The organism is Paraburkholderia yinzeri, assembly GCF_046581065.1.
Classification (GTDB): domain Bacteria; phylum Pseudomonadota; class Gammaproteobacteria; order Burkholderiales; family Burkholderiaceae; genus Paraburkholderia.
Genome location: NZ_JBFOCJ010000002.1, coordinates 1410273 through 1436826 on the forward strand (window position 1 = coordinate 1410273; position 26554 = coordinate 1436826).

The 26554-nt window shown below is 67.1% G+C and carries 23 protein-coding genes and 2 pseudogenes; 10 read left to right on the forward strand and 15 right to left on the reverse strand.

From position 1 onward, the window contains the following. Positions 1-2 precede the first annotated feature (2 nt). A pseudogene (locus WJ542_RS23335) lies at positions 3-305 on the reverse strand (response regulator transcription factor); the annotation flags it as partial. 347 nt (positions 306-652) lie between these two features. On the opposite strand from WJ542_RS23335, the gene WJ542_RS23340 reads away from it, so the two are divergent. After that, positions 653-1444 (forward strand): alpha/beta fold hydrolase, encoded by a 792-nt coding sequence (locus tag WJ542_RS23340; protein WP_411191846.1) that lies wholly within the window; start codon positions 653-655, stop codon positions 1442-1444. 13 nt (positions 1445-1457) lie between these two features. Here the strand turns inward: WJ542_RS23340 and WJ542_RS23345 are convergent, their stop codons facing one another. Beyond that, positions 1458-2345, reverse strand: coding sequence for a LysR family transcriptional regulator (locus WJ542_RS23345; protein ID WP_411191847.1), 888 nt, complete (start codon positions 2343-2345; stop codon positions 1458-1460). Positions 2346-2444: 99 nt separating this feature from the next. On the opposite strand from WJ542_RS23345, the gene WJ542_RS23350 reads away from it, so the two are divergent. Next, a complete protein-coding gene (locus WJ542_RS23350) occupies positions 2445-4025 on the forward strand; it encodes an MFS transporter (protein WP_411191848.1) in 1581 nt (526 codons plus the stop codon). Between the two features lie 23 nt (positions 4026-4048). Here WJ542_RS23350 and WJ542_RS23355 read toward each other — a convergent pair whose 3' ends face one another. From WJ542_RS23355 to WJ542_RS23375, 5 genes are read right to left on the reverse strand one after another with little or no spacing between them, the layout of a single operon-like run. Continuing rightward, positions 4049-5860: an ABC transporter transmembrane domain-containing protein gene (locus tag WJ542_RS23355; RefSeq protein WP_411191849.1), complete on the reverse strand. Its 1812-nt coding sequence runs from the start codon at positions 5858-5860 to the stop codon at positions 4049-4051. Between the two features lie 9 nt (positions 5861-5869). After that, positions 5870-6094, reverse strand: a complete 225-nt coding sequence (locus WJ542_RS23360; RefSeq protein WP_411191850.1) for a hypothetical protein — start codon at positions 6092-6094, stop codon at positions 5870-5872. Positions 6095-6127: 33 nt separating this feature from the next. Next, positions 6128-6424, reverse strand: a complete 297-nt coding sequence (locus tag WJ542_RS23365; protein ID WP_411191851.1) for a 4Fe-4S binding protein — start codon at positions 6422-6424, stop codon at positions 6128-6130. Next, the gene (locus tag WJ542_RS23370) at positions 6421-6744 is read right to left on the reverse strand and encodes a hypothetical protein (RefSeq protein WP_411191852.1); all 324 of its coding nucleotides are present in this window, start codon (positions 6742-6744) and stop codon (positions 6421-6423) included. Before WJ542_RS23370 ends, WJ542_RS23365 begins: the two co-directional genes overlap by 4 nt. Positions 6745-6760: 16 nt before the next feature. Beyond that, on the reverse strand, positions 6761-7348 hold the full coding sequence (locus WJ542_RS23375) for an RNA polymerase sigma factor (protein ID WP_411191853.1): 588 nt from the start codon (positions 7346-7348) through the stop codon (positions 6761-6763). A gap of 662 nt (positions 7349-8010) precedes the next feature. On the opposite strand from WJ542_RS23375, the gene WJ542_RS23380 reads away from it, so the two are divergent. From WJ542_RS23380 to WJ542_RS23395, 4 genes and pseudogenes are all read left to right on the forward strand, one after another. Continuing rightward, positions 8011-9177 (forward strand): acyl-CoA dehydrogenase family protein, encoded by a 1167-nt coding sequence (locus WJ542_RS23380; protein ID WP_411191854.1) that lies wholly within the window; start codon positions 8011-8013, stop codon positions 9175-9177. 46 nt (positions 9178-9223) lie between these two features. After that, on the forward strand, positions 9224-9976 hold the full coding sequence (locus WJ542_RS23385) for an IclR family transcriptional regulator (RefSeq protein WP_411191855.1): 753 nt from the start codon (positions 9224-9226) through the stop codon (positions 9974-9976). A 221-nt stretch (positions 9977-10197) separates the two neighbouring features. Beyond that, on the forward strand, positions 10198-12963 hold the full coding sequence (locus tag WJ542_RS23390) for a mechanosensitive ion channel domain-containing protein (protein WP_411191856.1): 2766 nt from the start codon (positions 10198-10200) through the stop codon (positions 12961-12963). 54 nt (positions 12964-13017) lie between these two features. Next, positions 13018-13122 (forward strand): annotated as a pseudogene (locus WJ542_RS23395) (AraC family transcriptional regulator); the annotation flags it as partial. A gap of 245 nt (positions 13123-13367) precedes the next feature. Here the strand turns inward: WJ542_RS23395 and WJ542_RS23400 are convergent. The 4 genes from WJ542_RS23400 to WJ542_RS23415 form a co-directional block, all read right to left on the reverse strand. After that, the gene (locus tag WJ542_RS23400; protein WP_411191857.1) at positions 13368-14705 is read right to left on the reverse strand and encodes an ABC transporter ATP-binding protein; all 1338 of its coding nucleotides are present in this window, start codon (positions 14703-14705) and stop codon (positions 13368-13370) included. A 12-nt stretch (positions 14706-14717) separates the two neighbouring features. After that, a complete protein-coding gene (locus WJ542_RS23405; RefSeq protein WP_411191858.1) occupies positions 14718-16469 on the reverse strand; it encodes an ABC transporter permease in 1752 nt (583 codons plus the stop codon). Positions 16470-17236: 767 nt separating this feature from the next. Then, positions 17237-17695 (reverse strand): hypothetical protein, encoded by a 459-nt coding sequence (locus WJ542_RS23410; RefSeq protein ID WP_411191859.1) that lies wholly within the window; start codon positions 17693-17695, stop codon positions 17237-17239. A 130-nt stretch (positions 17696-17825) separates the two neighbouring features. After that, positions 17826-18284, reverse strand: coding sequence for a zinc-finger-containing protein (locus WJ542_RS23415; protein ID WP_411192532.1), 459 nt, complete (start codon positions 18282-18284; stop codon positions 17826-17828). Between the two features lie 231 nt (positions 18285-18515). On the opposite strand from WJ542_RS23415, the gene WJ542_RS23420 reads away from it, so the two are divergent. Next, positions 18516-19010, forward strand: a complete 495-nt coding sequence (locus WJ542_RS23420) for a hypothetical protein (protein ID WP_411191860.1) — start codon at positions 18516-18518, stop codon at positions 19008-19010. 107 nt (positions 19011-19117) lie between these two features. Further along, the gene (locus tag WJ542_RS23425; RefSeq protein WP_411191861.1) at positions 19118-20464 is read left to right on the forward strand and encodes a DUF2325 domain-containing protein; all 1347 of its coding nucleotides are present in this window, start codon (positions 19118-19120) and stop codon (positions 20462-20464) included. Positions 20465-20483: 19 nt separating this feature from the next. Here WJ542_RS23425 and WJ542_RS23430 read toward each other — a convergent pair whose 3' ends face one another. The 3 genes from WJ542_RS23430 to WJ542_RS23440 all read right to left on the reverse strand — a co-directional run bounded on the left by WJ542_RS23430 (position 20484) and on the right by WJ542_RS23440 (position 22071). After that, on the reverse strand, positions 20484-20918 hold the full coding sequence (locus WJ542_RS23430) for a winged helix-turn-helix domain-containing protein (protein ID WP_411191862.1): 435 nt from the start codon (positions 20916-20918) through the stop codon (positions 20484-20486). Positions 20919-20992: 74 nt separating this feature from the next. Continuing rightward, the gene (locus WJ542_RS23435) at positions 20993-21613 is read right to left on the reverse strand and encodes a nitrogen fixation protein NifQ (RefSeq protein ID WP_411191863.1); all 621 of its coding nucleotides are present in this window, start codon (positions 21611-21613) and stop codon (positions 20993-20995) included. Between the two features lie 29 nt (positions 21614-21642). Beyond that, on the reverse strand, positions 21643-22071 hold the full coding sequence (locus tag WJ542_RS23440) for a TOBE domain-containing protein (RefSeq protein WP_411191864.1): 429 nt from the start codon (positions 22069-22071) through the stop codon (positions 21643-21645). Positions 22072-22265: 194 nt separating this feature from the next. On the opposite strand from WJ542_RS23440, the gene WJ542_RS23445 reads away from it, so the two are divergent. Together WJ542_RS23445 and WJ542_RS23450 are read left to right on the forward strand one after the other, a co-directional pair. After that, complete coding sequence (locus tag WJ542_RS23445) at positions 22266-23147, forward strand: extracellular solute-binding protein (RefSeq protein ID WP_411191865.1); 882 nt, start codon at positions 22266-22268, stop codon at positions 23145-23147. Between the two features lie 2 nt (positions 23148-23149). After that, positions 23150-25000 (forward strand): ABC transporter ATP-binding protein/permease, encoded by a 1851-nt coding sequence (locus WJ542_RS23450; protein ID WP_411191866.1) that lies wholly within the window; start codon positions 23150-23152, stop codon positions 24998-25000. Between the two features lie 346 nt (positions 25001-25346). Here WJ542_RS23450 and WJ542_RS23455 read toward each other — a convergent pair whose 3' ends face one another. Beyond that, a complete protein-coding gene (locus WJ542_RS23455) occupies positions 25347-26366 on the reverse strand; it encodes a hypothetical protein (RefSeq protein WP_411191867.1) in 1020 nt (339 codons plus the stop codon). Between the last annotated feature and the right edge of the window lie 188 nt (positions 26367-26554).

Sequence of the window (26554 nt, forward strand, 5' to 3'; positions counted from 1 at the left end):
GGCTAGATCAATCCGAGTGCCGAAGCCTTTAACGTCGCCGCCGCGCGGGTCGAGCATTCGAGCTTGCGAAACGCGCTTTCGACATGGGTGCGAACGGTGCTCGGACTCAGATCGAGTTCCCGCGCCGCTTCCTTGTTGCTCGCGCCGCGGCTGATCGAACGCAGCACGTCGATTTCGCGCGCGGACAGCCCCGCCCTTTGCCGCCCGCGCGTGCCACGCGGCGGCGCGTCTTTCAACGCGATCAGCGCTTCCACGACGTCGGCGTCGAAGCGTCCCTCTGCCGCTTCAAGGCGCAATCGCTGAGCGACTTCGGTCCGCGGCACCGCAGCGCCCGCGAGTCGTTCAGGGAATCCCGTGCCGTCCCACGCCTCGAAAATATGCCGCAGCGCGGCTTCGGAGGCGGAGGCGGAGGCGGAGGCGGAGGCGAAGCGCAGCATCCGCGCGACCTCGCCGGAGACCTCGCAGTGAATCTGCGCGAGCGGGCCGATCACGGTATTGACACCGCCTTGCAGATCGAGCGGCTTCGCCCAGTCCGGCCGCGCCGCAAGCATCGCCGCCAGGCGATAACCCGGGTCGGTCATTTGACCGATACCGGCAGGGCCGCCCGGCTGCGATGCTCATGGCCAGTTCAACCCCTGGCAAGGAATCCACCATGAACCCGCTGTTGAAGAAGTGCCTGGCGTCCGCGTTGCTGCTCGGTAGCCTGGCTGGTAGCCTGTTTTCCGTCTCCGCGGCGCACGCCGCCCCCGGTCAGGACCTGAAGGGCAAGAACGTCGTGCTCGTGCACGGCGCATTTGCCGATGGATCGAGCTGGGACAAGGTGATCCCGCTGCTCGAAGCGCGAGGTCTGCACGTAGTGGCCGTGCAGAATCCGTTGAGTTCGCTTGCCGACGACGCCGCGGCAACGAAACGCGTGATCGACGCGCAGAACGGCCCGGTCGTGCTGGTCGGACACTCATGGGGCGGCGTCGTAATTACCCAGGCGGGCAATGACGACAAGGTGAAAGCGCTCGTCTACGTGGCCGCGTTCGCGCCCGACAATGGCCAGTCGATCAACGACATGCTCAAGGGCAAGCCCGCGCCCGTGTGGGCCGGCGCGCTGCGCAAGGATTCGGCGGGCTTCCTGACCTTGTCGACGGATGCGATCGTGCACGATTTCGCGCAGGACCTGCCGGAAGCGCAGGCGCGCGTCGTCGCCGCGACGCAGGGCCCCTGGTTCTCGGGCTGCACGGACGACAAGGTCACCGACGCGGCCTGGCACAAGAAGCCGTCGTGGTTCGTCGTGACGGGGCAGGACCGGATGATCGACCCGGCCGCGCAGCGGGCCATGGCCAGCCAGATTGGCGCAACGGCGATCGGCGTGAATGCCAGTCACGTTGTGATGCTGAGCCAGCCGCGCAAGGTTGCGGACGCAATCCTCGCCGCGGCGGAGAAGGTGCAATAACCGCTTTGCCCTTTTACGGGGAAACCGATTCGCTGCGAGCGTACTGCAGAAATGCACTCACCACGCGCGAGCGCTCGTGCCTGCGGTGCAGCAGCGCGATCTCAGACGGGATCGGCTTGCCGGCCAGGGGACGGTAGATCACGCCGGGCAGCGAAACGCAGTCGCACAGCGTGCCGGGGACGATGGCCACCGTGCCGCCGAGCGAAACGCTCGCGAGCACGGCGACGAGCGGCCCGGGACGCTGCGCGATTTGCGGCGAGAAACGCCCGCGTCTCGCGAGCTCCATCGTGCCGAACTCCTGCTCGGGTACGACGAACTGCGCGTCGCGCAACTGCTTCGGCGTAATCGCGCTCTGCGCCGCGAGGGCGGAGTCCTCCGGCAGCGCGACGACGAACTCGTCCTGATACACGCGCGTGGCGTGCAACCCTTCCGGGTACGCCATCGGCGGCCTGACATAAGCGGCGTCGAGCTGCCGGTCGACGAGTTGCATCGGAATCTCGTCCATCGGCACCTCCAGCAACTGCACGTCGATCCGTCGATGCAATCGCCGGAATTCCGTCACGGTCTGGCGCATCACCCCAGCGTACGCAGCGGAGGCGACATAGCCGACCCGGACCTGTCCCAACTGCCCGCGCTCGGCAAGCAGCCCGAGTTCGCGGGCTTGTTCGAGTTGCGCCAGTACCGCGGCGGCTTCCGGAATATAAGCTTCGCCCGCCGCGGTCAGCGAAACGGAGCGCCGGGTCCGGTGAAACAGCCGGAATTGCAGCAGGCGCTCCGCATCCTGGATCTGCTTCGTCAGGGAGGGCGGCGCGAGCCCCAGATCGTCGGCGGCGCGCGCGAAATGCAGGCGCTTCGCAACCGCGAGAATGCAGCGCAGGTGACGCAGTTCCAGTTCCATCACTATTCATCCAGGAATGAATAAATGTGATTCTATCTGCTATCGATCGGCAATACGACCGGCGCTAAGATGGTGTCCGTCCGTATGTTGGAGCGATCGCCCATGTTGGAAGAAGCCAGTCCTGTTACGTCCGTTGTCGAGCCCGCGCGCGCGGCAACGGCGTCCGCCGCGCCGACGCGCTCAGCCGCAGCCGTGCTCGCAACGGCATCCGCGACCTGTGCGTTGATCGTGCTCGACACGAATATCGTCGCCGTGTCGCTGCCGTCGATCGCGCGCTCGTTTCATGCGGGATTTGCAGACGTCGAATGGGTCGTCAGCGCGTACATGGTCTCGTTCGCATCGTGCCTCCTGCCGATGGGCGGGCTTGCCGACCGCTATGGCCGCAAGAAGACGATGTTGTTCGGTCTGCTGATATTCGCGATCGCGTCGCTCGGTTGCGGGCTCGCGCCGAACGTCATGTTCCTTAACCTGTCCCGCGCCGCGAAGGGCTTTGGCGCGGCAATGCTGCTGACTTCGGCGCTGGCCGTGATCGCGCACGCCTTCCCCGGCCCGCACGAGCGGACGCGCGCGTGGGCCATCTGGGGGATGACGATGGGGATCGCGACCACCGTCGCGCCGCTCGTCGGCGGCCTGATCACGCAATGGGTCGGCTGGCGCTGGATCTTCCTGCTGAACCTGCCGGTCTGCGCGGTGCTGATCTTCTGCATACGGCGCGTGGTGACCGACTCGCGTAATCCGCGTGCGGGACGCATCGACTTTGCGGGCAGCCTGTTCTTCGGCATCGGGCTCGCGTGCGGTATCTGGGCGCTGATCGGCGCCCAGGACGACGGCTGGCGCAGCGTGGCCACCGGATCGCGCTTTGCCGCATGCGTGCTGATGCTCGCCGGCTTCGTCGCGATCGAGCGGCGCATCGGGCACGCCGTTATCGATCTGACATTGTTCTCGCAAGCGCGCTTTGTCGCCGCGGTGCTCGCGATGTTCGGCTACGCCGCGTGCGCCCAGGTGATGATGACGTTCCTGCCGCTCTACCTGCAGAATGCGTTCGAATGGACGCCCATTCATGCGGGAACCGGAATGCTTCCGTTCGCGCTCTCGATGATAGTCGGCCCCTATTTAGGCGCACGAATTGGGCGGCATGTGACCGGATCGATATCGACGCTGTCCGCCGGGCTGGCGCTTGTCGGTCTTGGCAATCTGTTCACCGCCGTTGCCGCGCCATCGGGCGAATACGGCTGGGTTGCGGTGGGGATGATCGTCACCGGCCTGGGCGCCGGCGTGCTGAACGGAGACACCCAGAAGGCGATCATGGCGTGCGTTCCGCCGCATCGGACCGGAATGGCGTCCGGAATCAGCACGACTACCCGCTTCACCGCGATCGTCACGTCGATCGGCGTACTTGGCGCAGTGCTCGCGTCGCGCGCCCGATCCGCGATCGACGCGGCAACGCCGTGTCATACGTCGGGTAACGCATGCGTGGATGCGCCGTTCATGTCGGACCTGCTTGCCGGCGATTTGAGCCACGCCCTGGCGCGCCTCGCGCCCGACCTCCAGTTGGCGATGAAATCCGTCGCTCCGGCCAGTTTTGCGAGCGGCTTTGCATCGGCACTGAGCGTTGCCGGCTTGTTTGCGCTCGCGATCTCGGCCGCAATCTGGCTACTCGCGGGACGCAGCCGCTCAGCGTGACGCGATCTTCCGGGATGGCCCGGTCACGGCAAATCGACACTCGCACGCGCGACGTCATGCTCCACGGTCTTCCCCAGCATTTCGCCGAATTGCATTGCCGCGAGCTGCGCGTAAAGCGGAGAACTCTGCAAGAGCTCCGCGTGACGCCCTTGCGCAACAATGCGGCCCTGATCCAGAACGACGATGCGGTCCGCTTGCTGCACGGTGGCAAGACGATGCGCAATAACGAGCGTCGTGCGGTTCAGCGCGGCGTTGTCCAGCGCCGTTTGCACGAGCCGTTCGCTCGCGGCATCGAGCGCGCTGGTGGCTTCGTCGAGCAGCAGGATGGGCGGATTCTTGAGAATCGCGCGCGCGATCGCAAGGCGCTGACGCTGGCCGCCGGACAACCGCACGCCGCGCTCGCCGAGGAACGTGTCATAGCCTTGCGGCAGCTCCGCGATGAAACCGGCCGCCGCTGCCATCTCCGCGGCGCGCTGCACCTGGGCGAGCGTGGCGTCGGGCATGCCGTAGCGGATGTTGTCGAGCACGCTGCCCGAAAAGATCACCGATTCCTGCAGCACGACGCCAATCGCCTGGCGCAACGCGGCGAGCGAGACCTGATTCGTCGGCACACCGTTGATCAGGATGCTGCCCGACTGCGGATCGTAGAAGCGCAACAACAACTGAAACAGCGTGGTCTTGCCGGCGCCGGACGGCCCGACCAGCGCGACATGCTCGCCTGAACGCACGTCGAGCGAGAACCCCGCAAGCGCGGCAATGCCGGGACGCGACGGATACGAAAAGCCGACGTTGTCGAAGCGGATGCCTTCGCCGCGCGCCGGCAGCGGCACGGTCGTTTCGGCTTGTGCCACCGGCGAGCGCGCGGCCAGCAGTTGCAGCAGCCGTTCTGTGGCACCCGCCGCCCGCTGCAGATCGCCCCATACCTCGGCAACGGCGCCAACGGCCCCCGCCGTGAACACCGCATAGAGAATGAACTGGGAGAGCTGGCCCGCCGTCATGTGCCCGGCCAGGACTGCCTGCGCGCCAAGCCAGAGCACGAACACGATCGCGGCAAAGACGAACACGATCACCACGGCAGTCAACGAGGCGCGTGCCCGGATTCGTCTCAGCGCGGTCTCGAAGGCCGTGTCCACCGCGCCGCCAAAACGCCCCGCCTCGAAACCCTCCTGCGTATACGACTGCACGGTCGGCATCGCATTGAGCACCTCGCCCGCCAGCGCGCTGGCGTTCGCGACCTTGTCCTGACTGGCGCGCGAAAGCCGCCGCACGCGCCGCCCGAAGATCACGATGGGCGCGACCACCACCACGAGCGTCGCGATGATGTAGCCGGACAGCACCGGGCTCGTCGTGATCAGCATCGCCACGCCGCCGACCGTCAGCAGGAGGTTGCGCAATCCGAGCGACAAGCTCGTGCCCACCACGGCCTGGATCAGGGTCGTGTCGGTGGTGAGCCGCGAGAGCACCTCGCCCGTCTGCGTGGTCTCGAAGAATTGCGGGCTCATCCGCATCACATGGTCGTACACGGCGCGCCGCAAGTCGGCCGTCACCCGTTCGCCGAGCCACGAGACCCAGTAGAAGCGCAGCGCCGTCGCGGCCGCGAGAACCAGCGAGACCACGAAGAGCGCAATGAAATAGCGATCGATATGCGTGCGGTCGCCGCTCGCGAAGCCGCGGTCGATCAGATATTTGAACGCAACCGGCAGCGCCAGCGTCGCGCCCGCCGACGTCACGAGCGCGAGGAACGCGAGCGCCCAGCGCCCCGCATAAGGACGCAGAAAAGGAAGCAGGGCGAAGAGCGGGGCGACACGCGGCGAACGAGTGGTGGTATCTGGCATCGAAGAACCTTACTGCACGCTGTCCCACGATCGCGGGCCGTCCAGCCGCGCGGCGACCTCCAGCACGTGCGCGCCGGCGGCCGTCAGCATCGGGAGACGCCGCTCTCCGGCGCGCGGCTCCAGCGAAATCAGATCGCAATCCAGCAGGGTGTCGAGTTCGACACGTGTCATGTCGATCTGCTCGGGCGCGCTGCGGATCAGCATCAGCGTGGCCAGTTCATGTGGACTCAGCATGGTCATTTCCTCGGACTCCGTGGGGACGGCTCTTCAGCGCGTCCTGACAAGCGTGATGGCGTGCTCGGGACATGCCGACACACACAGGCCGCAGGCACGGCACGCATCCGCGTGCGGCGCGTACGCCACCTTCATGCCGTGCACGCGCAGCTTGAAGCGCTGCAATGGCCGGAGCGGCTGGTAGTCGGCCGCCTCGATGCGGCGGATTTCGAATACGTTCTCGGGGCAAACGGTCACGCAATCCGCTTTCCCTTCGCAGCGCGAGAAATCGACGGACGGTGCAATGACACCGGGCGGCTGTTTGCAGACCACAGTCGCGTTCCGGTTCATGCGCCGCTCTCCCCGGTCGAGCGCGACCCCGACATTCGCTCGTTGCGAAGCTGCTCGCGCTCTTGCGGCGTCATGCGCTGCCAGTGCTGCCACTGCTCCCATTGCCTGCGCTTGTGGCAACCGCCATGCCCGCGGAATCCGCCGAACAGGATCCGGCAGAGCACCAGCAGACCCACCGCGTGCGGATAGTCAATCACGTGAGCGTCGACAATGAGGGTCGGCACGATCCAGTTCCACAGCCGCATGACGATCCAGCCCAGCAGCGCGATGATCAGCACGATCAGCAGCGCCTTGGCCAATAGTTTCCGGCGAAAACTCATTTCATTCTCCTTCGGTTCAGATCTCGAAGCCGTCGTAGGACGACTGCAGTCGTTTGCGCAGATGCAGCACGGCGTAGCGCTTGCGCGCCAGCAGCGTGCTGACGCCGACGCCGGTTGCGGCCGCCATCTCCTTGAAGCTGCGCCCGTCCAGTTCGTGGGCGACGAACACCTCGCGCTGGTTCGCGGGCAACTCTTCGAGCGCGGCCCGCAGCGCATCGAGCAGCGCCGCGCGCGCATAGGCGGCCTCGGGTCCGGCGTCGGGCGAAGGCAGCGCGAGGTCCAGGCGGTACTCGCCGTCGTCCTCGCCGGTATCGGCGGCGTTGCTGACATCGGCCAGCGGCGCTTCCTTCTTCTTGCGAAAGCGGTCGATGATCCGGTTTCTCGCGACGCGAAACAGCCACGCGCCGACCTGCTCGATAGGGTCCGGCAGCCGCCAGGCCTCGACCAGTTCTTCGAAAACGTCCTGAAGAATGTCCTCGGCTTCGTCCTGATCGATCACCCGGCGGCGGATGAAATTGCGCAGCCTCGGGCGCTCGCGGGCGACGGCGTCGGCGATTTCTCGGTCCTGCTCGGTCAGCGGGCTCGGGGTGTGCGGCGTTTCCATACCCGTGATGACGATTCGGGAAGGAGGATATTGTGGGGCGAGCGGACCGGTTGTGAAATTTTTCTGGCCGTGGCGCCGCTTCTTCGCGTTATGCATTGAACTCGTCTCCTGCCGGCGCCTTCAGCAAACGAACGAACGCTTGCAGCCCTGCCGGGATATGCATCGCCAGGAAGCTCGGCACGACAGTCAGCAGCAGTTGCCGGATCACGCCTTCGCTGCCATGGATGCGAAGCGTGCCGCGCAGCGACCATCACGATGGCTTGCAGATCGTCGAGTGCGACGTGGCCCACGCGCAGGCGTCCGGATAGCTACCGGGTACGGAATGCCGCGATGAGCCACTTCGCGCTTGACCCAGAATTTCTCACATGAGAATATAAATTCACACTCAGGAAAAATATCGATGCCGATATCCTGTTCCGGCGCAGCCGCCTCGGCGGAACATCGGGGCGTTGACTGTTAGTTGCATCAATATGCCTCCAGGCCTTCCGTTCCATTTCGTTGCCCAGCGCCCATCATTTACCTGGCAGTCCATATCATGGAAGCAAGCGCCTTGTCCCGCATTCGCCGCACACCGCCCGCATTGAACAGGCACGCCGCAGCGGTGTTCAGCAACACCAGCACCCAACATCACGCCCGGTTCAGGCCTGGAAAGGAAGTCCGCAATGAATTTCAGCCTCAATGAAGACCAGCAATCCATCGTCGCGGCAATCGAGAAAATCTGCGAGCGCTTCGACGACAGCTACTGGCTCGAACGCGACCGCGAAGGCGGTTTCCCGCACGACTTTCATCGCGCGCTCGCCGACGCGGGCTGGCTGGGCATCGCGATGTCGCCCGAGTATGGCGGCTCGGGGCTCGGCATGACCGAGGCCGCGCTGATGATGCGCACGATCAGCGCGTCGGGCGCGGGGCTTTCGGGCGCGTCGGCCGTGCACATGAACATCTTCGGCCTGAATCCGGTGCAGGTGTTTGGCGACGAGGCGCAGAAGCGCCGCTTTCTGCCGCCGCTCATCGAGGGACGCGACAAGGCCTGCTTCGCCGTCACCGAGCCCGACGCGGGCCTCGATACCACACACCTGAAAACCCAGGCCGTGCGCGACGGGGACCACTACGTGCTCACGGGCCGCAAGATCTGGATCTCGACGGCGCAGGTCGCCAGCAAGATGCTGATCATCGCGCGCACCACGCCGCTCGACGCGGCGAAGAAACCCACCGACGGCCTCTCCCTCTTCTACACGGACCTCGACCGCACGCGCGTGGAAGTGCGCGAGATCGAGAAAATGGGCCGCAAGGCGGTCGATTCGAACATGCTGTTCATCGACGGCCTGCGTGTGCCTGTGGAAGACCGCATCGGCGAGGAGGGCAAGGGCTTTCATTATCTGCTGCACGGGCTGAATCCCGAGCGCATACTGATTGCTTCGGAGGCCGTAGGACTCGGCCAGGCCGCGTTGCGGCGCGCGACGCAGTACGCGAAGGAGCGCGTCGTGTTCGGCCGCCCCATCGGGCAAAACCAGGCGATTCAGCATCCGCTCGCCCAGGCATGGATGGCGCTCGAAGCAGCCAACCTGATGGTGATGAAGGCCGCCACGCTTTACGACGCAGGCGAGCCCTGCGGCGCCGAAGCCAACGCGGCGAAGTACCTCGCCGCCGAGGCCGCGTTCCAGTCGTGCCAGACGGCCGTCGCGACACTGGGCGGCATGGGTTACGCGAAGGAGTACCACGTCGAGCGCTATCTGCGGGAGTGTATGATTCCGAGGCTCGCGCCCGTCAGCCCGCAACTGATCCTCTGCTTCATCGCGGAGAAGGTGCTCGGGCTGCCCAAGTCGTACTGAACGCGAGGAGCGGCAAGCCGCCTTGCGTTCAACTGCCCCACCCCTCATGGACGTCAAACTCGTTGCCCGCACGCTCGATCTCTTCGAGCGCTTCGCCGCCGAACAGCGGCCCCTGCCGCTTACCGAACTGGCGCGGCTTCTGAACGTGCCTGCGTCGAGCTGCCTCGCGCTCGTGCGTACGCTGGTGAGCCGGGGCTATCTCTACGAAGTGCGCAAGCGCGGGGGCTACTATCCGACCCGCCGGCTGCAACTGATTGCGAACGCCATCGACGCCGTCGATCCCGTCGTCGAGATGCTCCATCCGCACCTCGTCGAGCTGCGCGACGCAACCGGCGAGACAGCCGTACTCGCCAAGCTGCACGACACAGCCGTGGTCTACCTCGACGTGGTGGAATCGGAACGAGCCGTGCGCTATGCGCCGCCGCCCGGCGCGCTGCGGCCGTTGCACGCGAATTCGATCGGCAAGGCGATCTTCGGCGAGCTCGATGCCGGGACCCAGCAGGCGCTCGGGGCGAAGCTCGTCTTCGAGCGCCTCACCGAAGCCACGACAGGCGACCTCGCCACGCTCGTCGATCAGGCCGCCGAAGCGCACGCGCGCGGCTGGTGCGCGAACATCGGCGAAAGCGCGCCGGAGCTTTCGGCAGTGGCCGTGGCGCTCGACTTCGGCAGCGATCTCTACGGTATTTCGGTAGGCGGGCCGACCGAGCGCATCCGCCAGCACGTCGAAGCGCATGCCGGGGCGCTCATGGAAGCAAAGCAGCGCATACTCGCGACGTGGCGCGAGAACGAAGCGAGCTAACTGCCGCCGGCGCTGCGCATGCGTTAAAGTGAGTACACACTCGCTCGTCGTTGTGCGTCATTGCGCCCGGTTACGCCCAGTTACGTTTAAGCGCCCCGATGCCCCGAATCCCGGGGCACGAAATTTGCAATCGCATGTCGAATGACCGCGCGGAATGGCCTACGGCGTTGCTGTGGCTTCCGCATCCTCCGATGTCTTCGACGCCCGACCCGTTTTCTCCCATGCAAAGGATCTCCCGTTTTTCTCGCCTGCGCGCCCTGTGCGCCCTATGCATCCTGTCCCTCGCGGCGCTTGCGTGTCCGCTCTGGATGAATGCCGCCGGGGCCGCGCCGTCCGCCGCCGCGCCTGCCTCCACGGCCAGGCCCACCAACCCCGCCGCCCCTGTCGCTCTGACCCCTGCCCAGGCGCACGCCGCGCTGCAGGTGCTCGACGACCCGGCCCAGCGCGACCGCGTGGAAGACACGCTGCGCGCCATCGCAGCGGCCGGCGCGCTGGCCACGCCCGCTTCGGCCCCCGCGCCGGCCGCCGCGGCAGCGAGCGCCACCCCTTCCGCCTCGGCACCCACGGCGGCCTCCGCCGCCCTCGACGACGCTTTGCGTTCGAACGGGCTCGTGCTGCAGATCGCGAGGCACGCCGCCCACGGCGCGCAGATGCTCGGCGAACGCCTGATCCACGCGCGCAAGGCGCTCTTCGATGTCGGCTCGGCGCGCTCGTGGTGGACCGAACGGCTCGGCACACCGGAAGGGCACGCCATGCTGCTCGGCCTGCTGCGCGTGCTGCTGCTCACGCTCGTGCCCGCGCTGCTCGTGGATGCCCTCGTGCGCCGCTTCATCGGCAGGCCGCATCGGGCGATCATTGCGCATGCCGAGGCCGCGGCTACGCGAAACGGGCACGAGGGCAGGCGCGCGACGCCCACGCCCGACGCCGCGCGAGATGCTCAGGAGACCCAGGAAGCTCGGGAAGACGCCCTGCGCGCTGCCGCCGGCATGGAACCCGCCGATCCCACGGCCGCTGCCGGCGGCGATCCGGATGCGGGCCCGAACGCCAATGCCGGCGCCAGCGCCGCTGCCCGCGCCACCCTCGCCGCTGCCGCCGCCACCGAGGACGCCACGGCCGAGGCCACGTCGCTCGCCACCCGCTTGCGCAACCGCAGCGCGCACCACTGGAAGCGCCTGCAGCGTCTGCCCGCGGCGCTCCTGCTCGCCTCGCTCGAACTACTGCCGGTGCTCGCCTTTGGCCTGTGCGCGGCAGGCGTGCTCTCGCTGTTCGGTCCGGACGATGCGTCCGCGGCGGCGGCCGTCGGCGAACTCGTCGATACCTACGTGATCTGCCGCATCGTGATCGCCGTGGGCGCGCTGCTGTTCGCGCCCGACGCCGAAGCCCTGCGCCTCGTGCCGTTCTCCGACACCGCTGCCGCGTTCGCGCAGCGCTGGACCGTGCGTATCGTCGTCATCGGCGGCCTGGGCGGGATACTGAACGCCGCGGTGCCGCTCGGCATGACCGAAGATGCCCATCTCGCCCTCGTGAAAATCGTCGCGCTGATCGGTCACCTCGCGCTCGCCGTGATGATCCTGCAGTGCTACCGGCCGGTGGCCGCCGCCATCCGCCGCTGGGCGCCGAAGAACGGCTCGCTCGCCTACCTCACGCATTGGTTCGCCGACATCTGGGCCGGCGTCGGCATCTTCGTCGTGATGGCGCTGTGGCTCGTCTGGGCCCTCGATCTGCGCGGCGGCTATCGCGAACTCGTGCACGCGGGCGGCATCTCGCTCGTCGTGCTGCTGATTGGGCGCGTGGTCGCCATCGTCGTGCTGGGCGCCCTCGGCCGCGTATTCGATCCGCAAGGCAACCGCGACGACATGTCGGTCGGCCGCCGCCGCGCCTACCGCTACTACCCCGCGTTGCGGCGGCTCGCGCTGGCCGTCATCGGGCTCGTCATGCTCGACGTGCTGATGCACATCTGGGGCCTGCATCCGGGCCGCCTGATCGTGAATGCGCCCATCGGCCGTCTGCTCGGCTCGGCCATCGTGACGATCTTCGTGGCCATCGTCGTCGCCGTGGTGATCTGGGAGGCCGCGAACGCCGCCGCCGACCGCCGCCTGCAAGCCTGGACCGATGCCGGAGACTACGTGCGCGCCGCCCGCCTGCGTACCCTGCTGCCGATGTTCCGCACCTCGCTCTTCGTCTCGATCTTCGTCATCGTCGGGCTCACCGCGCTTTCGCAACTGGGCGTGAACACGGCGCCGCTCGTTGCGGGCGCAAGTATCTTCGGCGTCGCGCTCGGCTTCGGCTCGCAAAAACTCGTGCAGGATTTCATCACCGGGATCTTCCTGCTTACCGAAAACGCCATGCAGGTCGGCGACTGGGTCACGGTGGCGGGCGTTTCGGGCACGGTCGAGTTTCTCTCGATCCGCACCGTGCGCCTGCGCGGCGGCGACGGCTCGCTCTACACGGTGCCGTTCAGTTCGGTGACGACGGTCAACAACACGAACCGCGGCATCGGCAATGCGGCGGTGAAGGTGATGATCGCGCATGGCGCGGACCTGCAGCGCGCCATCGACACGCTCAAGGAAATCGGTGCCGAACTGCGCAACGAAGACGCCTACAAGTCAGGCATCCTCAGCGACTTCGCCTATTGGGGCGTGGACCAGGTGGATGGCGCGAGCGTGACCCTCGTGGGCCAGATCCAGTGCAAGGACTCGGGGCGCTGGGGCGTGCAGCGCGAGTTCAACCGCCGCGTGCTGCTGCGTTTCACGGAACGCGGCATCGAACTGGCGAACCCGCAGCGTAATTTCCTCGTGGGCATGCCGGATGGCGTCGATGTCGAAGGCCGCCGACCCGAGAACGCCGACGAAGGAGACGACGTCGGCAGTTCGCACGAGGACATGGCGCGCGGCATGCGCCGCGCGCAACCCTCTGCGCAGGACGAAAAGGCGTCGCGCAACGGATCGTCGGGCGACGGTCGCGGCGCGGGCCGCAAGCCGTCCTGAGCCGTGCCCGGCACACGCAAGGTGCCGGGCGCGTTTCGGCGCTGCTGGGTCGCTGTTGGGTCGCTGCTGGGCTACACGCAGCAAGGCTCCTTCACGGACTGGTTCCGTTCGCGTTTCGGCATGACGCCGCGTAGCTGGCGCAACAGCCGCTTGAAGTGACGGCGCGGGGTCTCGCTCCCGAAAACGCTCACCTCAAGCCACAGCGGGCCACCTCGCGCATCGCCCGGCGTGGCGAACTTTCCAGTCCAATCAATGACCTACGCGCGGCGCCACGATGCAGTGCACAAGCCGCGCGGTATCTCCCGAAGAAGCTCACCGTTCGATAAGAGAAAGCGCAAAAAAAAGCGCCCCTGCGGGCGCCTTCGGTGAACGGCAAGAGCCGGCCGGCTCCTGCGACGATCGGATCAGCCTTCCACGTCCTCGAGGCTGAAGATCTCCGACTGGTCGTTGTACGAAAAGATCTCGCCGTAACGGCCCCAGTCGATCGCCGTGTCGAGCGTCTCTTCGGCGGCGCCGTCGGAGAGGAAGTCTTCCAGCTCCTGCTCGAAGCGCACACGCGGCGCGCGGTGCCCCGGGCGCTCGTTGAGCACCTTCTTGATGCGCGCCGCGAGCGGCACGTTGCGCAACAGGTGATCCGCGAACATCATCTTGCGCTCCTGCGTGCCGAACTCGGCGAACACGCGGCCCGGCGGCGTGAGCAGCAGGTCGCCTTCGCGCACGTCCGCGAAACCCAGCAACTGCATCATTTCGGCGATCGGGAACAGGTCGTCCACCTCCAGATGCAGCGTGCGCGCGATTTCCGGCATGTCGGCGCGGCCGTGGTACGGCGCGGCCACGAGCGTCTCGATCAGACCGGCCATGATGTTGGTCGACACGTTCGGCAGGCGGCTGCCCACTTCGAGCTGGCTCGGCGTGGAGGCGGCCGTCTCGCGCGCGGTCATCTTCGCGTAGATGTCGTCCACGAGCTTGCGGAACACCGGGTCGAGACGGTTGCGCGGATGCTTGAACGGCACCTTGATCTCGGCCACGATGCGGCCCGGGTTCGACGAGAGCACGAGAATGCGGTCGCACATGAACACCGCTTCCTCGATGTTGTGCGTGACGATCAGCATCGACTTGATCGGCATGCGGCCCTGCGTCCACAGGTCGAGCAGGTCGGTACGCAGCGTTTCGGCGGTCAGCACGTCGAGCGCGGAGAACGGTTCGTCCATCAGCAGCAGCGACGGATCGACCACGAGCGCGCGCGCAAAGCCCACGCGCTGGCGCATGCCGCCCGAAAGCTCGCGCGGGTAAGCGTTCTCGAAACCGTCCAGACCGATCAGGTCGATGGCGGCCAGCGCACGTTCGCGGCGCTCGCGAGCCGCCACGCCCTGCGCTTCGAGGCCCGCTTCCACGTTCTGCAGGACGGTCAGCCATGGAAACAGCGCGAAGGTCTGGAACACCATCGAAACGCCTTCGGCCGGACCGTCGAGCGGCTTGCCCAGCCAGTCCACCTCGCCGCCGCTCGGCTCGATGAGGCCCGAGATGATGCGCAGGAGCGTGGACTTGCCCGAGCCCGAACGGCCCAGCAGCCCGACGATCTCACCCTCGCGCAGCGAGAGGTTCACGTCTTCGAGCACGAGCCGTTCGTCTTCGGTCTTCGCGAAACCGCGCGAGACGTTGCGCACGGAGAGAACCTCCGCACCGGTGGCGGGACGCGTCGGCGCGATCAGGTCGGGAGAAACAGTCTTGGAATTCAGCATTTCGGTCTACTCTCAGTCGAGGCGCAGCTTGGACTCGGCGTAGGCGTACATCGGACGCCACAACGTACGGTTGAACAGCGTAACGAACAGGGACATCACGGCAATGCCCAGGATGATCTTCGGAAAGTCGCCGGCGGCCGTGGTCTGCGCGATATAGGCGCCCAGACCGTGCGCCTGCACCTTCGTGTCGCCCCACTGGACGAACTCCGAAACGATGCTCGCGTTCCACGCGCCGCCCGACGCCGTGATCGCGCCCGTGATGTAGTACGGGAAGATGCCCGGCAGCATGACCTTGCGCCACCACTGCCAGCCGCGAATGCCGAAGTTCGTCGCCACTTCGCGGTAGTCGTTCGGATAGGCGCTCGCGCCCGCAATCACGTTGAACAGGATGTACCACTGCGTGCCGAGCACGATCAGCGGCGAGAGCCAGATATCCGGGTTCAGGTGGAACTTCACGATCACGATCACGAACACCGGGAACAGCAGGTTCGCCGGGAAGGCGGCCAGGAATTGCGCGAGCGGCTGGATCTTCTCGGCGAGCGCGGGGCGCAGGCCGATCAGCACACCGATGGGCACCCAGATCACCGAGGCGATCACGATCAGCAGCAACACGCGCAGGAGCGTAATGAGGCCGAGCACGAGCACGTGACCCACTTCGTCGAGCGTCACGCCGGTGCGCACGTAGGCCACCACGCGCCACACCACGTACACGGTCAGCGCGAGGACCAGGATGCCCCAGACGATGTCGCCGACGACCGTGGCCTTGCTGCGCTTCGTGCTCACCACGGGCATCGCTTTCGGCAGTTGCACGCGAATGGGAATGCGCGCGAGCGTGGCGAGCACTATACCCATCGGCACCAGCAGGCGGTGGATCAGCCGCGTGCGGCGGACGAGATCGAGCAGCCAGGATTCCGGCGCGTCGCCCGAGCTCGTCGTTTCCATGCGGAACTTGTCGGCCCATGCGACGAGCGGGCGGAACAGCAACTGGTCGTAGGCGATGATCACGACCGTCATCGCGAGAATCACCCAGCCCACCGCACCCAGGTTCTTGTCCGAAATGGCCTGGGCCAGATACGCGCCGATGCCCGGCAGCGTGATCGTGTTGTTGCCCACCGTGATCGCTTCCGAAGCCACCACGAAGAACCAGCCGCCCGACATCGACATCATCATGTTCCAGATGAGGCCCGGCATCGAGAACGGCACGTCGAGCTTCCAGAAGCGCTGCCAGCTCGTGAGGTGGAAACCCTTCGACACTTCGTCCAGATCGCGCGGCACCGTGCGCAACGACTGGTAGAAGCTGAACGTCATGTTCCACGCCTGGCTCGTGAAGATCGCGAAGATCGCGGCCAGCTCGGCGCCCAGTACGCGGCCCGGGAACAGCGCGAGGAAGAACGTCACCGTAAACGAGATGTAGCCGAGCACCGGCACCGACTGCAGGATGTCGAGGATCGGCACCAGCACCTGGCCCGCGCGGCGGCTCTTGGCGGCGAGCGTGCCGTAGATCAGCGTGAAGACCAGCGACGCCACCATGGCCGCAAGCATGCGCAGCGTGGTGCGCAGCGCATACTCGGGCAGCATGCGCGGGTCGGTCGAGATCACCTGGGTCTTGAGCGTCGACATCGGCGCGAGCGTCTGATGAAAGCCGATGGCTGCCATCGCGATCAGGCAGATGATGAGCGGAAAGGCGATGAAGTCCCAGCGATTGGGCAGCACGCGCCACGCCGAAGCGTTGGCCGTGCGGTTCAGGTTGAAGCCGAAATCCATTACTGGCCTCCCGTGCCGTATTTACGCTGGACACCACGCGCGCGCACCGCGCGGCGGGTCGTTCGCATAGAGCGATTGAACTGGATCATGTTGATGCACTGACAAACTGGATGGAAGGCGAAGCCCGGTACGCCCATGCGTGCCGGACTTCGCTTTAGCCCCGAAGCAGGCGCGCCCTCAGGTTCCGCCGGCGCGCGGCGAGCGCGAACTGGCGGCAGGGGGCGTGACCGGCGTCTGCTGACGGGCGCAACACGCCAACCGTGCCGCGCACCCGGAACGGCATGCGGCGCGATATCAGACAAATGCGCAGACAAATGCGCAGCCAGATGCAGCACGCAACGACGACGCTTAGCAACGCATAAGCGAACGCGAAAAGCGCGAACCGCGTCTGGATGACGCTAACAAGGATGCACGAGGATTTACTGCTGGACGCGCACCATCTGCCTGCTGGCAAGACGGCGGCTTGAGAAAAGGAGCGCGGACGTCCTGCCGGTCAGGCAGCGAAACTCTTCGAAGATCGACAACTGCTACTGTCCAAGGCGTCAGCCCCTTTTGTTAAGACGGGCGAATTTTAGTCACGCTGCACACCGGAAGTCAACACGATTTGCGCAGCGCGTCAAATGCCGTGCCAATGCCGCCACGGCGCGGCCTGGCGGGGCAGGTAGCGCGTTGAGGGCAGATCGCGGACGGCCTCGCTCCCACCGCTTTCAGGTTGCTTTCCGGAGGCTCTCAGCAGACCGCACGTCGCATGCCTGCCGCATACCGCCTCAGGCCAGCCTGCGCATGGGCTGCGCCGCCCCGGTCGTGCCCATGCGTTCCAGCCGTTCGCTCGCCTCCGTGAGCACCCACAGCGGCGCGCGCTGCAACTGCTCGTCGTAAATCGTCACGATGGCCGCCAGCGCATCGAACTCCGCGCCGTCGAGCCGCCAGCCGGCGCCCGTGCGGCCGCGCTCGTAACAGGCGAGCAGCGCCGCATCGGCAGCCGACACCTGCACCTGCGCGAGCGCGCCGTAGCCGGCTTCGGCCATCGACGCCGCAAGCACGTGCGCATGCAGCAGCGCCTGGGCGTCGCGGTCGGCGCCGCCGTCGCGCAGCGATGCGAGCGCCAGATGCACCTGGAGCGCGAGCGCGTCGGCGCTCGCACGCGGGATCGGCAACAGCATCGCCTTGTTGCGGCGGGCCTGAGCCGCTTGCGCCTGACGCGGGAAGGGGATGGTCCTGGCCATAAAGAGCACTAAATAAACTGATTTGGTGCAATAACGGCACGTCGCGCCGAAGGTTGAGCGGCATCCGCACGCGCGAATGTAACTAACAGTGACAGGCGCGCCGTTCGCGCGCGCAAAAGGTAACGCCGGTTCAGCGCTCGCCGGCTTGCGCCGGGCCGCGGCGCGACGCGACGAAGGCCTCGACATGGCGGATGGCCGCTTCGCACTGCTCGAGTGTCAGATGGTGGATAGACGGATTGGGCAGATCGAAGCCGAGTTCGCCGGCAAGCCAGCGCATCGCGCGGCCGCGCGCCTCGAAGGCGTTCACGCCGTCGCGCCGCACCTTGGCTGCGACGAGCGGTTCGAGCGCATCGTGCAGGCGGCTCTTCGCGTCGCGCAGCGCCGCGTCGGCCAGGCGCCCGAGCGGCACGTTGCGCGTGCTGCGCGCGGGCACGCCAATCCAGGCTTCGCAGGCCGCGCAAAGCCACAGCGGGCCGTGGTCCTCGCGATACGGATACGCTTCGTCGCCATGACGCGCGAGCTGCGCCTTCGCGCCGCAGTAATCGCACAGCGGCTGCGGCAGCGCCTTGACGGGCCGGCCTACGCGCATCGGGCGCGCCTCCTCGCGGTAATCGACGTTTGCATGAATGAAAAGAAACAGGAAATGGAAACCGGGCAGGCGGCCGGCAGGCCGCCGCTCCGGTGAAAGCATACCGGGAAACGGCTGGCCGGCTCATGAGCGCACTACTCATCCTTCCCGCATTCGATGTATTCTTACGGATATATCGCCAGGCTGCTCACCGTCGTAGCGGCCGGCGTTCCACGTGCATGGAGGTGTGGGTTGGCAAGCCCCCGGCGCCCGAGCGCCGCCCGGCCAAATCGGCCAAATCGGCCGAACTGGTCGAGCACGCAGCCGCGCGCGGCGGACGGCTTCGAGGTAACCATCACGGCGCTGCGGCCGGCGGCCGGTCACGAACGCGCGGAACTGATCCGCGACGTGATCGATGCCTTTGGGCGCCTGCGCGACAGCCTTTGCCGCCTGAACCGCCTGTTCGCCCCGGATGCGGATTGCGCCCCGGCGGACACCTCGCTGCTACCGCTCCTCGCCACGCTCGCGCCACATGGCGAAAACGCCGGATGCCTCCGGCCACGCGAACTCAAGCGTGCGATCCGCGACGCGCGCCAGCTCGACAGAACCCGCGACGTCCTGTTCTCCGACGCGTTCTGCCGCGACATACTGGCGATGCGGCAGACCCTCGCCGAACTGGAGCGGCTGGATGCGCTGTTTGTCGGCCTCGGTGTCGAGCATGTGCTCGCGCGGCAAGTCCACCGGTAGCCCGAGCCTCGTTATATTCCGTGGTATATTGCGTCGACATGGCGCGGCGTGCCCGCGCTGCCTGGCGTTCAACCGGGCCCGGAGTTCCACCGGATCAGAGATCACTCATGCACGCACCCTCGCACGCACCGCCGTTTCGCCTCGCCCGCACGCCGGGCACTGCGCAGCCGGACGAGAGCGCGCCGCTGCGCGTTGCCGCCCCCTGCTGCGGCCCAAGCCAGACCGATCTGGAACGCGCGCGACGCCGCACGCGGCTCGCCGAACTCGACCACCATCTGCATTGCTCGATCATCGGCACGTGCCTCAGCACGCACGAACTGCGCAAGCTCGTGCCGAAATTCACGCCGCTCAATCCGCAGCGCGCGAGCGACCTCGAGATCCACCATGCGGCCGTCGAGCTGGCGATCGAAGGCGGCGCCGGCGGCAAGGCCCTGCAGAAGGCGCTCGACGCACGCTATGCGGGAGCATTGCGCCGCTTCACCGCCGCCCGCGACGGCGAAGCCGTGCTTGCGCTCTGGAACGAATCGCTCGCGAACGGCGACATCCCGCCCGCCTACTGGGCGCTCATGACCCATCCCGCGACGACGATGGAAGTGCGGCAGGCCGCGTTCGGCGAGCTGCACATGCTCTCGCATCTCGTCGGCGCGGCCAATCGCGCCGACCTGCGCCGGCTCGTCGCGCTCGAAGCGGAAAACGCGACGCTCCAGGCAAAAGCCGAGCGCCAGCAGGCGCGTCTTCACGAGATGAGCCGCGAGCGCGACACGACACGCGAGGCGCTCGCCGAGCTTCAGGTTCGCGCGGCCACGCGCGCGGACCACGAGGAAGACGGACCGCTGCACGCACAGTTGATGTCGCTGCGCGAGGCGCTTGCCGCGCGCGATGCGCGCCTCGCCCTCGAAACGAGCCGCCGCGAAGCCGCCGAGCAGCGCGCAACCGCCGACGAAGTCTCGCTGGCCACGCTGCGCGCGCAACTCGACGAGGCCCACGCCCTGATCGACGCGCTGCGCGCGGAAACCCGCGCGATGGAGCTGGCCGCGCAGCCCGAGGGCGCGGGCAGCGCGAGCGGTACGGCCCGCACGCTGCCACAGGACGCGCTGAAGGGCAAACGGATCGTCTATGTCGGTGGCCGGCCCGGATCGCACCAGGCGTTGAAGCGCTGGGTGGAATCGGCGGGCGGCGAGCTGGGCGTGCACGACGGCGGCATTGAGGACCGCAAGGGCTTGCTCGCCGCGGCACTCGCGGGCGCCGACCTCGCGGTCTTTCCGGTGGATTGTGTCGATCACGACTCGATGAACACGCTCAAGCGCGTGTGCGAACGGCACCAGGTGACTTACCACCCGCTGCGCACGGCAAGCCTTGCGAGTTTTGTCGAACTGATGATGCGGCTCTATGCCGATGCGGCGCCGACCTTGACCGCCGTGCCCGTCTCGCGTTTCTGCCTGCGCCACGGCTAGCCGGCGACGGCGGTGCCGCTTAGCGTTTCACGAGCTGCGTGAGCGCCTCGATCTCGGGCGCGCAGGCCGCGGCCGCGCGTGCCTCGATACCGCGATAGAGCCGGATGATTTCCTCGCCGACGGGCGTCAGCGTGCTGCCGCCACCGCTCTGTCCACCATGCTCGGATACGGTGGCGGGCGAAGTGAGCGCGCGATTGAGTTCGTCCATCAGCAGCCAGGCCCGGCGATAGGACATGTTGAGGCTGCGCGCCGCGGCGGAAATCGAGCCGTGCTCGCGCACCGCCTCCAGCAGCGAGACCTTGCCGGGCCCAAGCGCAATCGTGCCTTCCTTCAGGATGCGCATGCGCAAGCGCACCTCCGGGCCGCCCTGCGCCGCGTTCGCCGGTATGCTGGTTTCGGGTAACGCCGCTGCGGGCGTCTTTGTCGATGGACGATCGTTTGCGGGTTGGGTCATGCGCGCAAGCATACACGATGCGTCGTCCGCGCCGTTGCGCCCAGCCCTCGACACTTCGGCACTCGCCCTGACCTTCATGGCCCGGGCGGAAAGCAGAAGCCGAAGTCCTCGCAGCCCGGGCAGCCCGGTGCCGGTCCGGGCGTGGCGCCTGCGGCAAGCGCGAGTTCGCGAGCGAGCAGCTTCTTCCAGCGCAAGCCTTCGACGTTGCGCGCAACCATCGCGGGAAAGTAGCGTTCGAGCATGGCGGTAACGTCGCCGCGGCCGAAAAGACCGAGATCGCGCCACAGGTGATCCGGGCGCAGGCAGGCGTTCGCGACGATAGCCGCGAGGCAGCGAGCGTCCTCGCTGCCGACCTCGGGCGCGGCGTGAGCGATCAGGAAATCACGCATCGAGGCCGCGTAGGCTGCACCCGTTTCGTCGACGACGTTCGCGAGGGTTTTCCCGGCTGGCTGCGCAAGCGGCACCACCGCATCCGCTGCGAAGTGACGCTTCGCGAGACCCGCCAGTTGCCCGGCCGTCAGTCCGAGCAGCGCGAGTTCGCCGCGCACCTCGCGCGCGGCGACGAGCCGGGCGAAGAGCCGGTCATCGAAGACAGGCGGCGCGTGCGCTGCCGCGTTGTCGATGCCCAGCAGTTCGGCGCTGCGTGCGGCGGCGCGAAGCTCGAAGTCGGGCGGTTGAACCGGCGCTACGTTCATGGCCGTCGACGTGCGGGTGCTGGCCCGACCTACCCGTCCACTCCCACGATCACGCTCGACGCCTTGAACAGCGCCGAGGCGGGCTTACCCGCCGCGAGGCCGAGGCGATCGGCGCTCTCGTTGGTCACGATGGCCGCGATCTGCGCGCCGCCGGGCGCGGCGATCACGACCTCGGCGTTCACGGCGCCCTTCGTGACCGAGGCAACCGGGCCCGCCACGACATTGCGCGTGGACACCTTGCTGGCATCGCCATCCACCATGACGATCACCGACGAAGCTTTCACGAGCGCGAACGCCGGCTTGCCGGCCGCAAGGCCAAGCGACGCTGCGCTACCGTGCGTGATGATCGCGACGATCTCGAGACCGCCGTCGACGCGCAGCGTCACTTCGTCGTTGACGGCGCCGGCCTTGACCGCGCTGATCTGGCCGGAGAAATGATTACGGGCGCTGGTACGCATGAGCGTCTCCCTCGTGGGTCGCGCGCTCGCGGCAAGACGCGAACGCAGCTCGGGTTGAATGGAGGAGATTCAGTGTACAAGCGCATCCTCGTCATGCACAGGCGTGATAGTAAAAATTGGCCATCCGGCCAGGTGCAGGGAGCCGTGAGTCCAGCGTAATATATCGACCTTTATAACGCTGCGGGGAAACCAACATGGTTCGCAAGCTGATTGCCTCTGTGGTCGTGGTCGCCGGCGTGCTCGGTACGAGCGCGAGCGCCACGGCGGCCGACAACAATGACGTCAACGTGCTGTACGCCGGCTCGCTCGTCAACCTCATGGAAAAGAGCGTGGGTCCGGCATTCGAAAAGGAAACGGGCCTGCACTTCAAGGGCTACGCGGCCGGCTCGAACAAGATTGCCAACGAGGTCAAGGGCAAGCTGCGGCGCGGCGACGTGTTCATCAGCGCGAGCCCCAAGGTCAACGCCAACCTGATGGGCGAGGCGAACGGCAACTACGTTTCGTGGTACGTCGACTTCGCGGAGTCGCCGCTGTTGATCGGCTATAGCCCGAAGAGCCGTTTCGCCGCCGACTTCAAGACGAAGAAGTGGGACGACGTGCTGCGCGAGCCGGGCCTGCGTCTTGGCCGCACCGATCCCAAGCTCGATCCGAAGGGCGCCTTCACCGTCGAACTCATGACGAAGGCGGCCGAGGCTTACCACCAGCCGGACCTCGTCGAGAAAACGCTCGGTACGCCTGAGAATCCCGACCAGGTCCTGCCCGAGGAAACGCTGGTCGGCCGCCTGCAGTCCGGCCAGCTCGACGCGGGCTTCTTCTACTCGACCGAAACTTCGGACCTCAAGATCCCCTCGATCCATCCCGCACCCGAGCTGAACATCAAGGCGAACTACACGCTCACGATCCTCAACAATGCGCCGAACAGCGCAGGCGCCGCGCGCTTCGTCAACTTCCTGCTGAGCGCCGAGGGTCGCAAGCTGCTCGCCGAACACGGCGTGGACGTGACGAAGCCCGCCGTGCACGGCAACAGCTCGGCCATTCCGCCCTCGGTGCAGGCCGTGATCGACGCCGCGCAATAGCCGTGAAGCAACGCGCCGAGAGGCCAGGCGCCGCGCGTCCGCTGCTGTGGCTCGGCGCGCTGCTCGCCGTCTATCTCTGCGCACCCTTCGTCGCCAGCATCCCGCAGATCGGCGCGGCCGACTGGAAGGGCGTCGACTGGCCCACGATGGGGTCGGCCGTGGGCGTTTCGGTGGCGAGCGCAAGCGTCGCGGCGCTCGTCATCCTCGTGCTGGGCGTGCCGCTCGGCTACTGGCTCGCGCGCTCGCGCTCGCGCACGGTGGCGCTGCTAGGCTTCGTCGTGCAGTTGCCGCTTGCGCTGCCGCCGCTCACGAGCGGCGTGCTGCTGCTCTTTCTGGTCGGCCCGTATAGCGCGATCGGCCAACTCTTCGGCGGGACGCTCACCGATTCCTTCACAGGCATCGTGCTCGCCGAAACCTTCGTCGCCGCGCCGTTTCTGATCATCGCCGCGCGTTCCGCATTCTCGGCCGTCGATCCCGTCTACGACGACGTCGCCGCCACGCTCGGCCATCACGCGGGCAGCCGCTTCCTTCGCGTCACGCTGCCCATCGCATGGCCGGCGATTCGCGCCGGGCTCGCGCTTGCCTGGCTGCGCGCGTTCGGCGAGTTCGGCGCCACCGTGATGGTTGCGTACCATCCCTACTCGCTGCCCGTTTATACATACGTCGTGTTCGGCGGCCAGGGGTTGCCCGCGATGATGCCGCTCCTGCTGCCGACGCTCGCCATCGCAATCGTCTGCGCCGCGCTCTCCGTCTATAGCCGCGGCGTGCGCCCGGCGCTCGCGGCCTCGCACGACAACGGCGACGAGCCCGCCAGCTTCGCGCCGGCCGCACCCGTGCGCGTGGCGGCCGCCTTGCGCCTCGCGTTCGAGGTGGAGCGGAGGCTTGGCACGTTCAGCCTGGACGTGGCGTGGCGGCCCGTCACGCGACGGCTCGCCATCATCGGGCCGTCGGGCTCGGGCAAATCGCTCGCACTGCGTATCATCGCGGGCCTCGAGCCCAACGACGCGGGATCGGTCACGCTGGGCGGCACCGACCTGGGCGCGCTGCCGCCCGAACGCCGCCAGATTGGCTACATGCCGCAGGACTACGGCCTCTTCCCGCACATGACCGTCGCGCAGCAGCTTGCGTTTCCGGTGAGCGCGGACGCCGCCAGCGCGCGCTACTGGCTGGCGCACCTGGGCCTCGACACGCTCACGGGCCGCTTGCCGCGCGAGCTCTCGTTCGGCCAGCGCCAGCGCGTCGCGCTCGCGCGCGCGCTCACGCGTCACAGCCAGCTGCTGCTCTTCGACGAGCCGTTCGCCGCGCTCGACACGCCGCGCCGCCGGCGCCTCCAGCAATCGTTGCGCGCGCTACAACGCGAGATCGACGCGGTGACGGTGATCGTCACCCACGATCCCGACGAAGCCGCGCTGCTTGCCGACGAAGTGCTCGTGATCGAACAGGGCCGCGTGCTGCAGGCCGGCCCCATCGACGAAGTCTTCGCCCGACCCGCTACGCTGCGCGTGGCCGAGCTGCTCGGCCTGCACAACGTCGGCGAGGGTATTGTGCGGGTGCCGGGCGAGATCGAGACGGTCAAGGGCCTGCGTCTGCCGTGCGGCGACGCTTCGCTCGCCGTGGGCACGCGCGTGATGTGGCGGGTGTCTCCGCGTGCGCTGCGCGCGGCGAACGACGGGGCGTGGACCGGGACGCCGGCCGGCTACGCGCTGCGGCATGGCGACCGCTATGTCACGATCGAGATCGGCAACGAGGCCTTCGACGTCGCCGACGAAGACGCGCCGCGCACGACGGAAGGCGCACGGCGCTTTTCGATCGACCGCGACGGCGTAACGGCATGGGCCATGCCGGGTTCCTGAAAAAGCTCACCTTTGACGCAGTGGGGCATGCGCCGCGAGGTGCAGGCGCGCACGAATGGCGCTTGCAGTCCCGCGTTTTTTGCAACCACCGCATGATCAAGCGCGCACCGCCGCTCGTGCTCCCGAAAAGGCTCACCTGTAGCCGTCGATGCGCTACGGCGCAATGAATCGCGCCATTATCCGGCCCGGTCAGCAAGATTCCCTTCGACGAACCTGGGACTGCCAGGAAATCTTTCCCCGTTGCATGACGAGATCATGCGCCGACATCGAGGCAGAGCAATGCCGACCGGTATGCCAGCGTGCGATAGCCTTGGCGCTTGCGCTCACCCTCCTGAAAACGCTCACCTCAGATCACGAAATGGCGGTTCTCCTTCAGCACAGGGGGCGACTGCACGAGGTCGACGCGAGCAAAACGAATGAGCGAAAACGCACGCTCGCCCTGCGGGCTGGCCGGCAGGCGCGCGAGCGGAAACACGATTCCGGCGCTGTCCGCAGCCGCACTGGCATCGATCACTACGTTCATCGGATTCAGGCACACGCGCTTCATCTCGACATGCGTGTGCTGCGCGGGATGATCGAGCACATCGCAAATCACGTCGAGTTCTCGCGCGAGCGCATCGGTCCGCAAACCGAGTTCGCCCAGCGCCCGCTCGTTCTCCGCGATTTCGGCCTCCAGCCTGACGAATTCCGCAGCGTCGCCGGCCTCGCCTACGCCCAGCATCCGGTGCGTACCCGCCCCCTGGCGCTTGAGCAGTTGCAGGCGCGTCTTCAGCAGCGCGCGCTCTTCCACCAGCGCATCGCGGCGCGACTCGTCGGCGCTGATCTGCGCGAGTCCCTCCAGCGCAATCTGCTCGACGACGCGCTGTACGATCTGGTCGCGCAGATCGCTTTCCGTTTCGCCGCACACGCGCACCTGATGATCGTCGAAACTCAGCGTCGTCCGGGCGACGTCCGCATGCACCGTGTCGCCCACCTGTTCCGCGCCGAGCACGCGGCGCTCGGTCATCGCCATGCTCAGCACGGCCCAGGTTTCGTGCGCGAGCGGATGCGCCTTGAACCACGCGTGCAGTTCCGGCGAATGGCTCAGGACACGCCCGATTTCGTCCGGCGCCGCGAAGAACGCGTGAATATAGGGGTCGCCGAGCCAGTTCGACGCGCTGGCTTCGCGCGCCGGCGGCAAGTCGCGCACGATGCCGCTCACGTAGTCGACCGAGCAGGCCAGCGCGGGCATCACGCGCTCGCGAAAACCGTCCGCCAGTTTCAGCGAGGGGCTCAGCACCAGCAAACGTTCGATCAGCGCGCGAATCTGCGGCGTCACGGGAGGCGCTTTGGCGCGTGGATGCCAAAGCCGGTCGAGAATGCCCATCTCAGGACTCCGTTGCGGGCCGCGCGGCGCGGCCTGGAACCGGGCGCGCCGGCACGGGGCAATCGGGCCACCGCGCAACGCGCCTGCTGCGTCGCAGCACGAATGACTATAGCGTGAATCGCCGGACGATCGCGGTCGGACGGGCCGATCCCGAACAAGCTCACCTTCGAATTTTAAGACGATCAGGC

Excerpts from the sequence above, each read along its gene's own strand:
- WJ542_RS23340 (WP_411191846.1), top strand. The coding sequence starts at position 653 with ATGAACCCGCTGTTGAAGAAGTGCCTGGCGTCCGCGTTGCTGCTCGGT.
- WJ542_RS23350 (WP_411191848.1), top strand. The coding sequence starts at position 2,445 with ATGTTGGAAGAAGCCAGTCCTGTTACGTCCGTTGTCGAGCCCGCGCGC.
- WJ542_RS23355 (WP_411191849.1), bottom strand. The coding sequence starts at position 5,860 with ATGCCAGATACCACCACTCGTTCGCCGCGTGTCGCCCCGCTCTTCGCC.
- WJ542_RS23360 (WP_411191850.1), bottom strand. The coding sequence starts at position 6,094 with ATGCTGAGTCCACATGAACTGGCCACGCTGATGCTGATCCGCAGCGCG.
- WJ542_RS23365 (WP_411191851.1), bottom strand. The coding sequence starts at position 6,424 with ATGAACCGGAACGCGACTGTGGTCTGCAAACAGCCGCCCGGTGTCATT.
- WJ542_RS23370 (WP_411191852.1), bottom strand. The coding sequence starts at position 6,744 with ATGAGTTTTCGCCGGAAACTATTGGCCAAGGCGCTGCTGATCGTGCTG.
- WJ542_RS23375 (WP_411191853.1), bottom strand. The coding sequence starts at position 7,348 with ATGGAAACGCCGCACACCCCGAGCCCGCTGACCGAGCAGGACCGAGAA.
- WJ542_RS23380 (WP_411191854.1), top strand. The coding sequence starts at position 8,011 with ATGAATTTCAGCCTCAATGAAGACCAGCAATCCATCGTCGCGGCAATC.
- WJ542_RS23385 (WP_411191855.1), top strand. The coding sequence starts at position 9,224 with ATGGACGTCAAACTCGTTGCCCGCACGCTCGATCTCTTCGAGCGCTTC.
- WJ542_RS23390 (WP_411191856.1), top strand. The coding sequence starts at position 10,198 with ATGCAAAGGATCTCCCGTTTTTCTCGCCTGCGCGCCCTGTGCGCCCTA.
- WJ542_RS23400 (WP_411191857.1), bottom strand. The coding sequence starts at position 14,705 with ATGCTGAATTCCAAGACTGTTTCTCCCGACCTGATCGCGCCGACGCGT.
- WJ542_RS23405 (WP_411191858.1), bottom strand. The coding sequence starts at position 16,469 with ATGGATTTCGGCTTCAACCTGAACCGCACGGCCAACGCTTCGGCGTGG.
- WJ542_RS23410 (WP_411191859.1), bottom strand. The coding sequence starts at position 17,695 with ATGGCCAGGACCATCCCCTTCCCGCGTCAGGCGCAAGCGGCTCAGGCC.
- WJ542_RS23415 (WP_411192532.1), bottom strand. The coding sequence starts at position 18,284 with ATGCGCGTAGGCCGGCCCGTCAAGGCGCTGCCGCAGCCGCTGTGCGAT.
- WJ542_RS23425 (WP_411191861.1), top strand. The coding sequence starts at position 19,118 with ATGCACGCACCCTCGCACGCACCGCCGTTTCGCCTCGCCCGCACGCCG.
- WJ542_RS23430 (WP_411191862.1), bottom strand. The coding sequence starts at position 20,918 with ATGACCCAACCCGCAAACGATCGTCCATCGACAAAGACGCCCGCAGCG.
- WJ542_RS23435 (WP_411191863.1), bottom strand. The coding sequence starts at position 21,613 with ATGAACGTAGCGCCGGTTCAACCGCCCGACTTCGAGCTTCGCGCCGCC.
- WJ542_RS23440 (WP_411191864.1), bottom strand. The coding sequence starts at position 22,071 with ATGCGTACCAGCGCCCGTAATCATTTCTCCGGCCAGATCAGCGCGGTC.
- WJ542_RS23445 (WP_411191865.1), top strand. The coding sequence starts at position 22,266 with ATGGTTCGCAAGCTGATTGCCTCTGTGGTCGTGGTCGCCGGCGTGCTC.
- WJ542_RS23455 (WP_411191867.1), bottom strand. The coding sequence starts at position 26,366 with ATGGGCATTCTCGACCGGCTTTGGCATCCACGCGCCAAAGCGCCTCCC.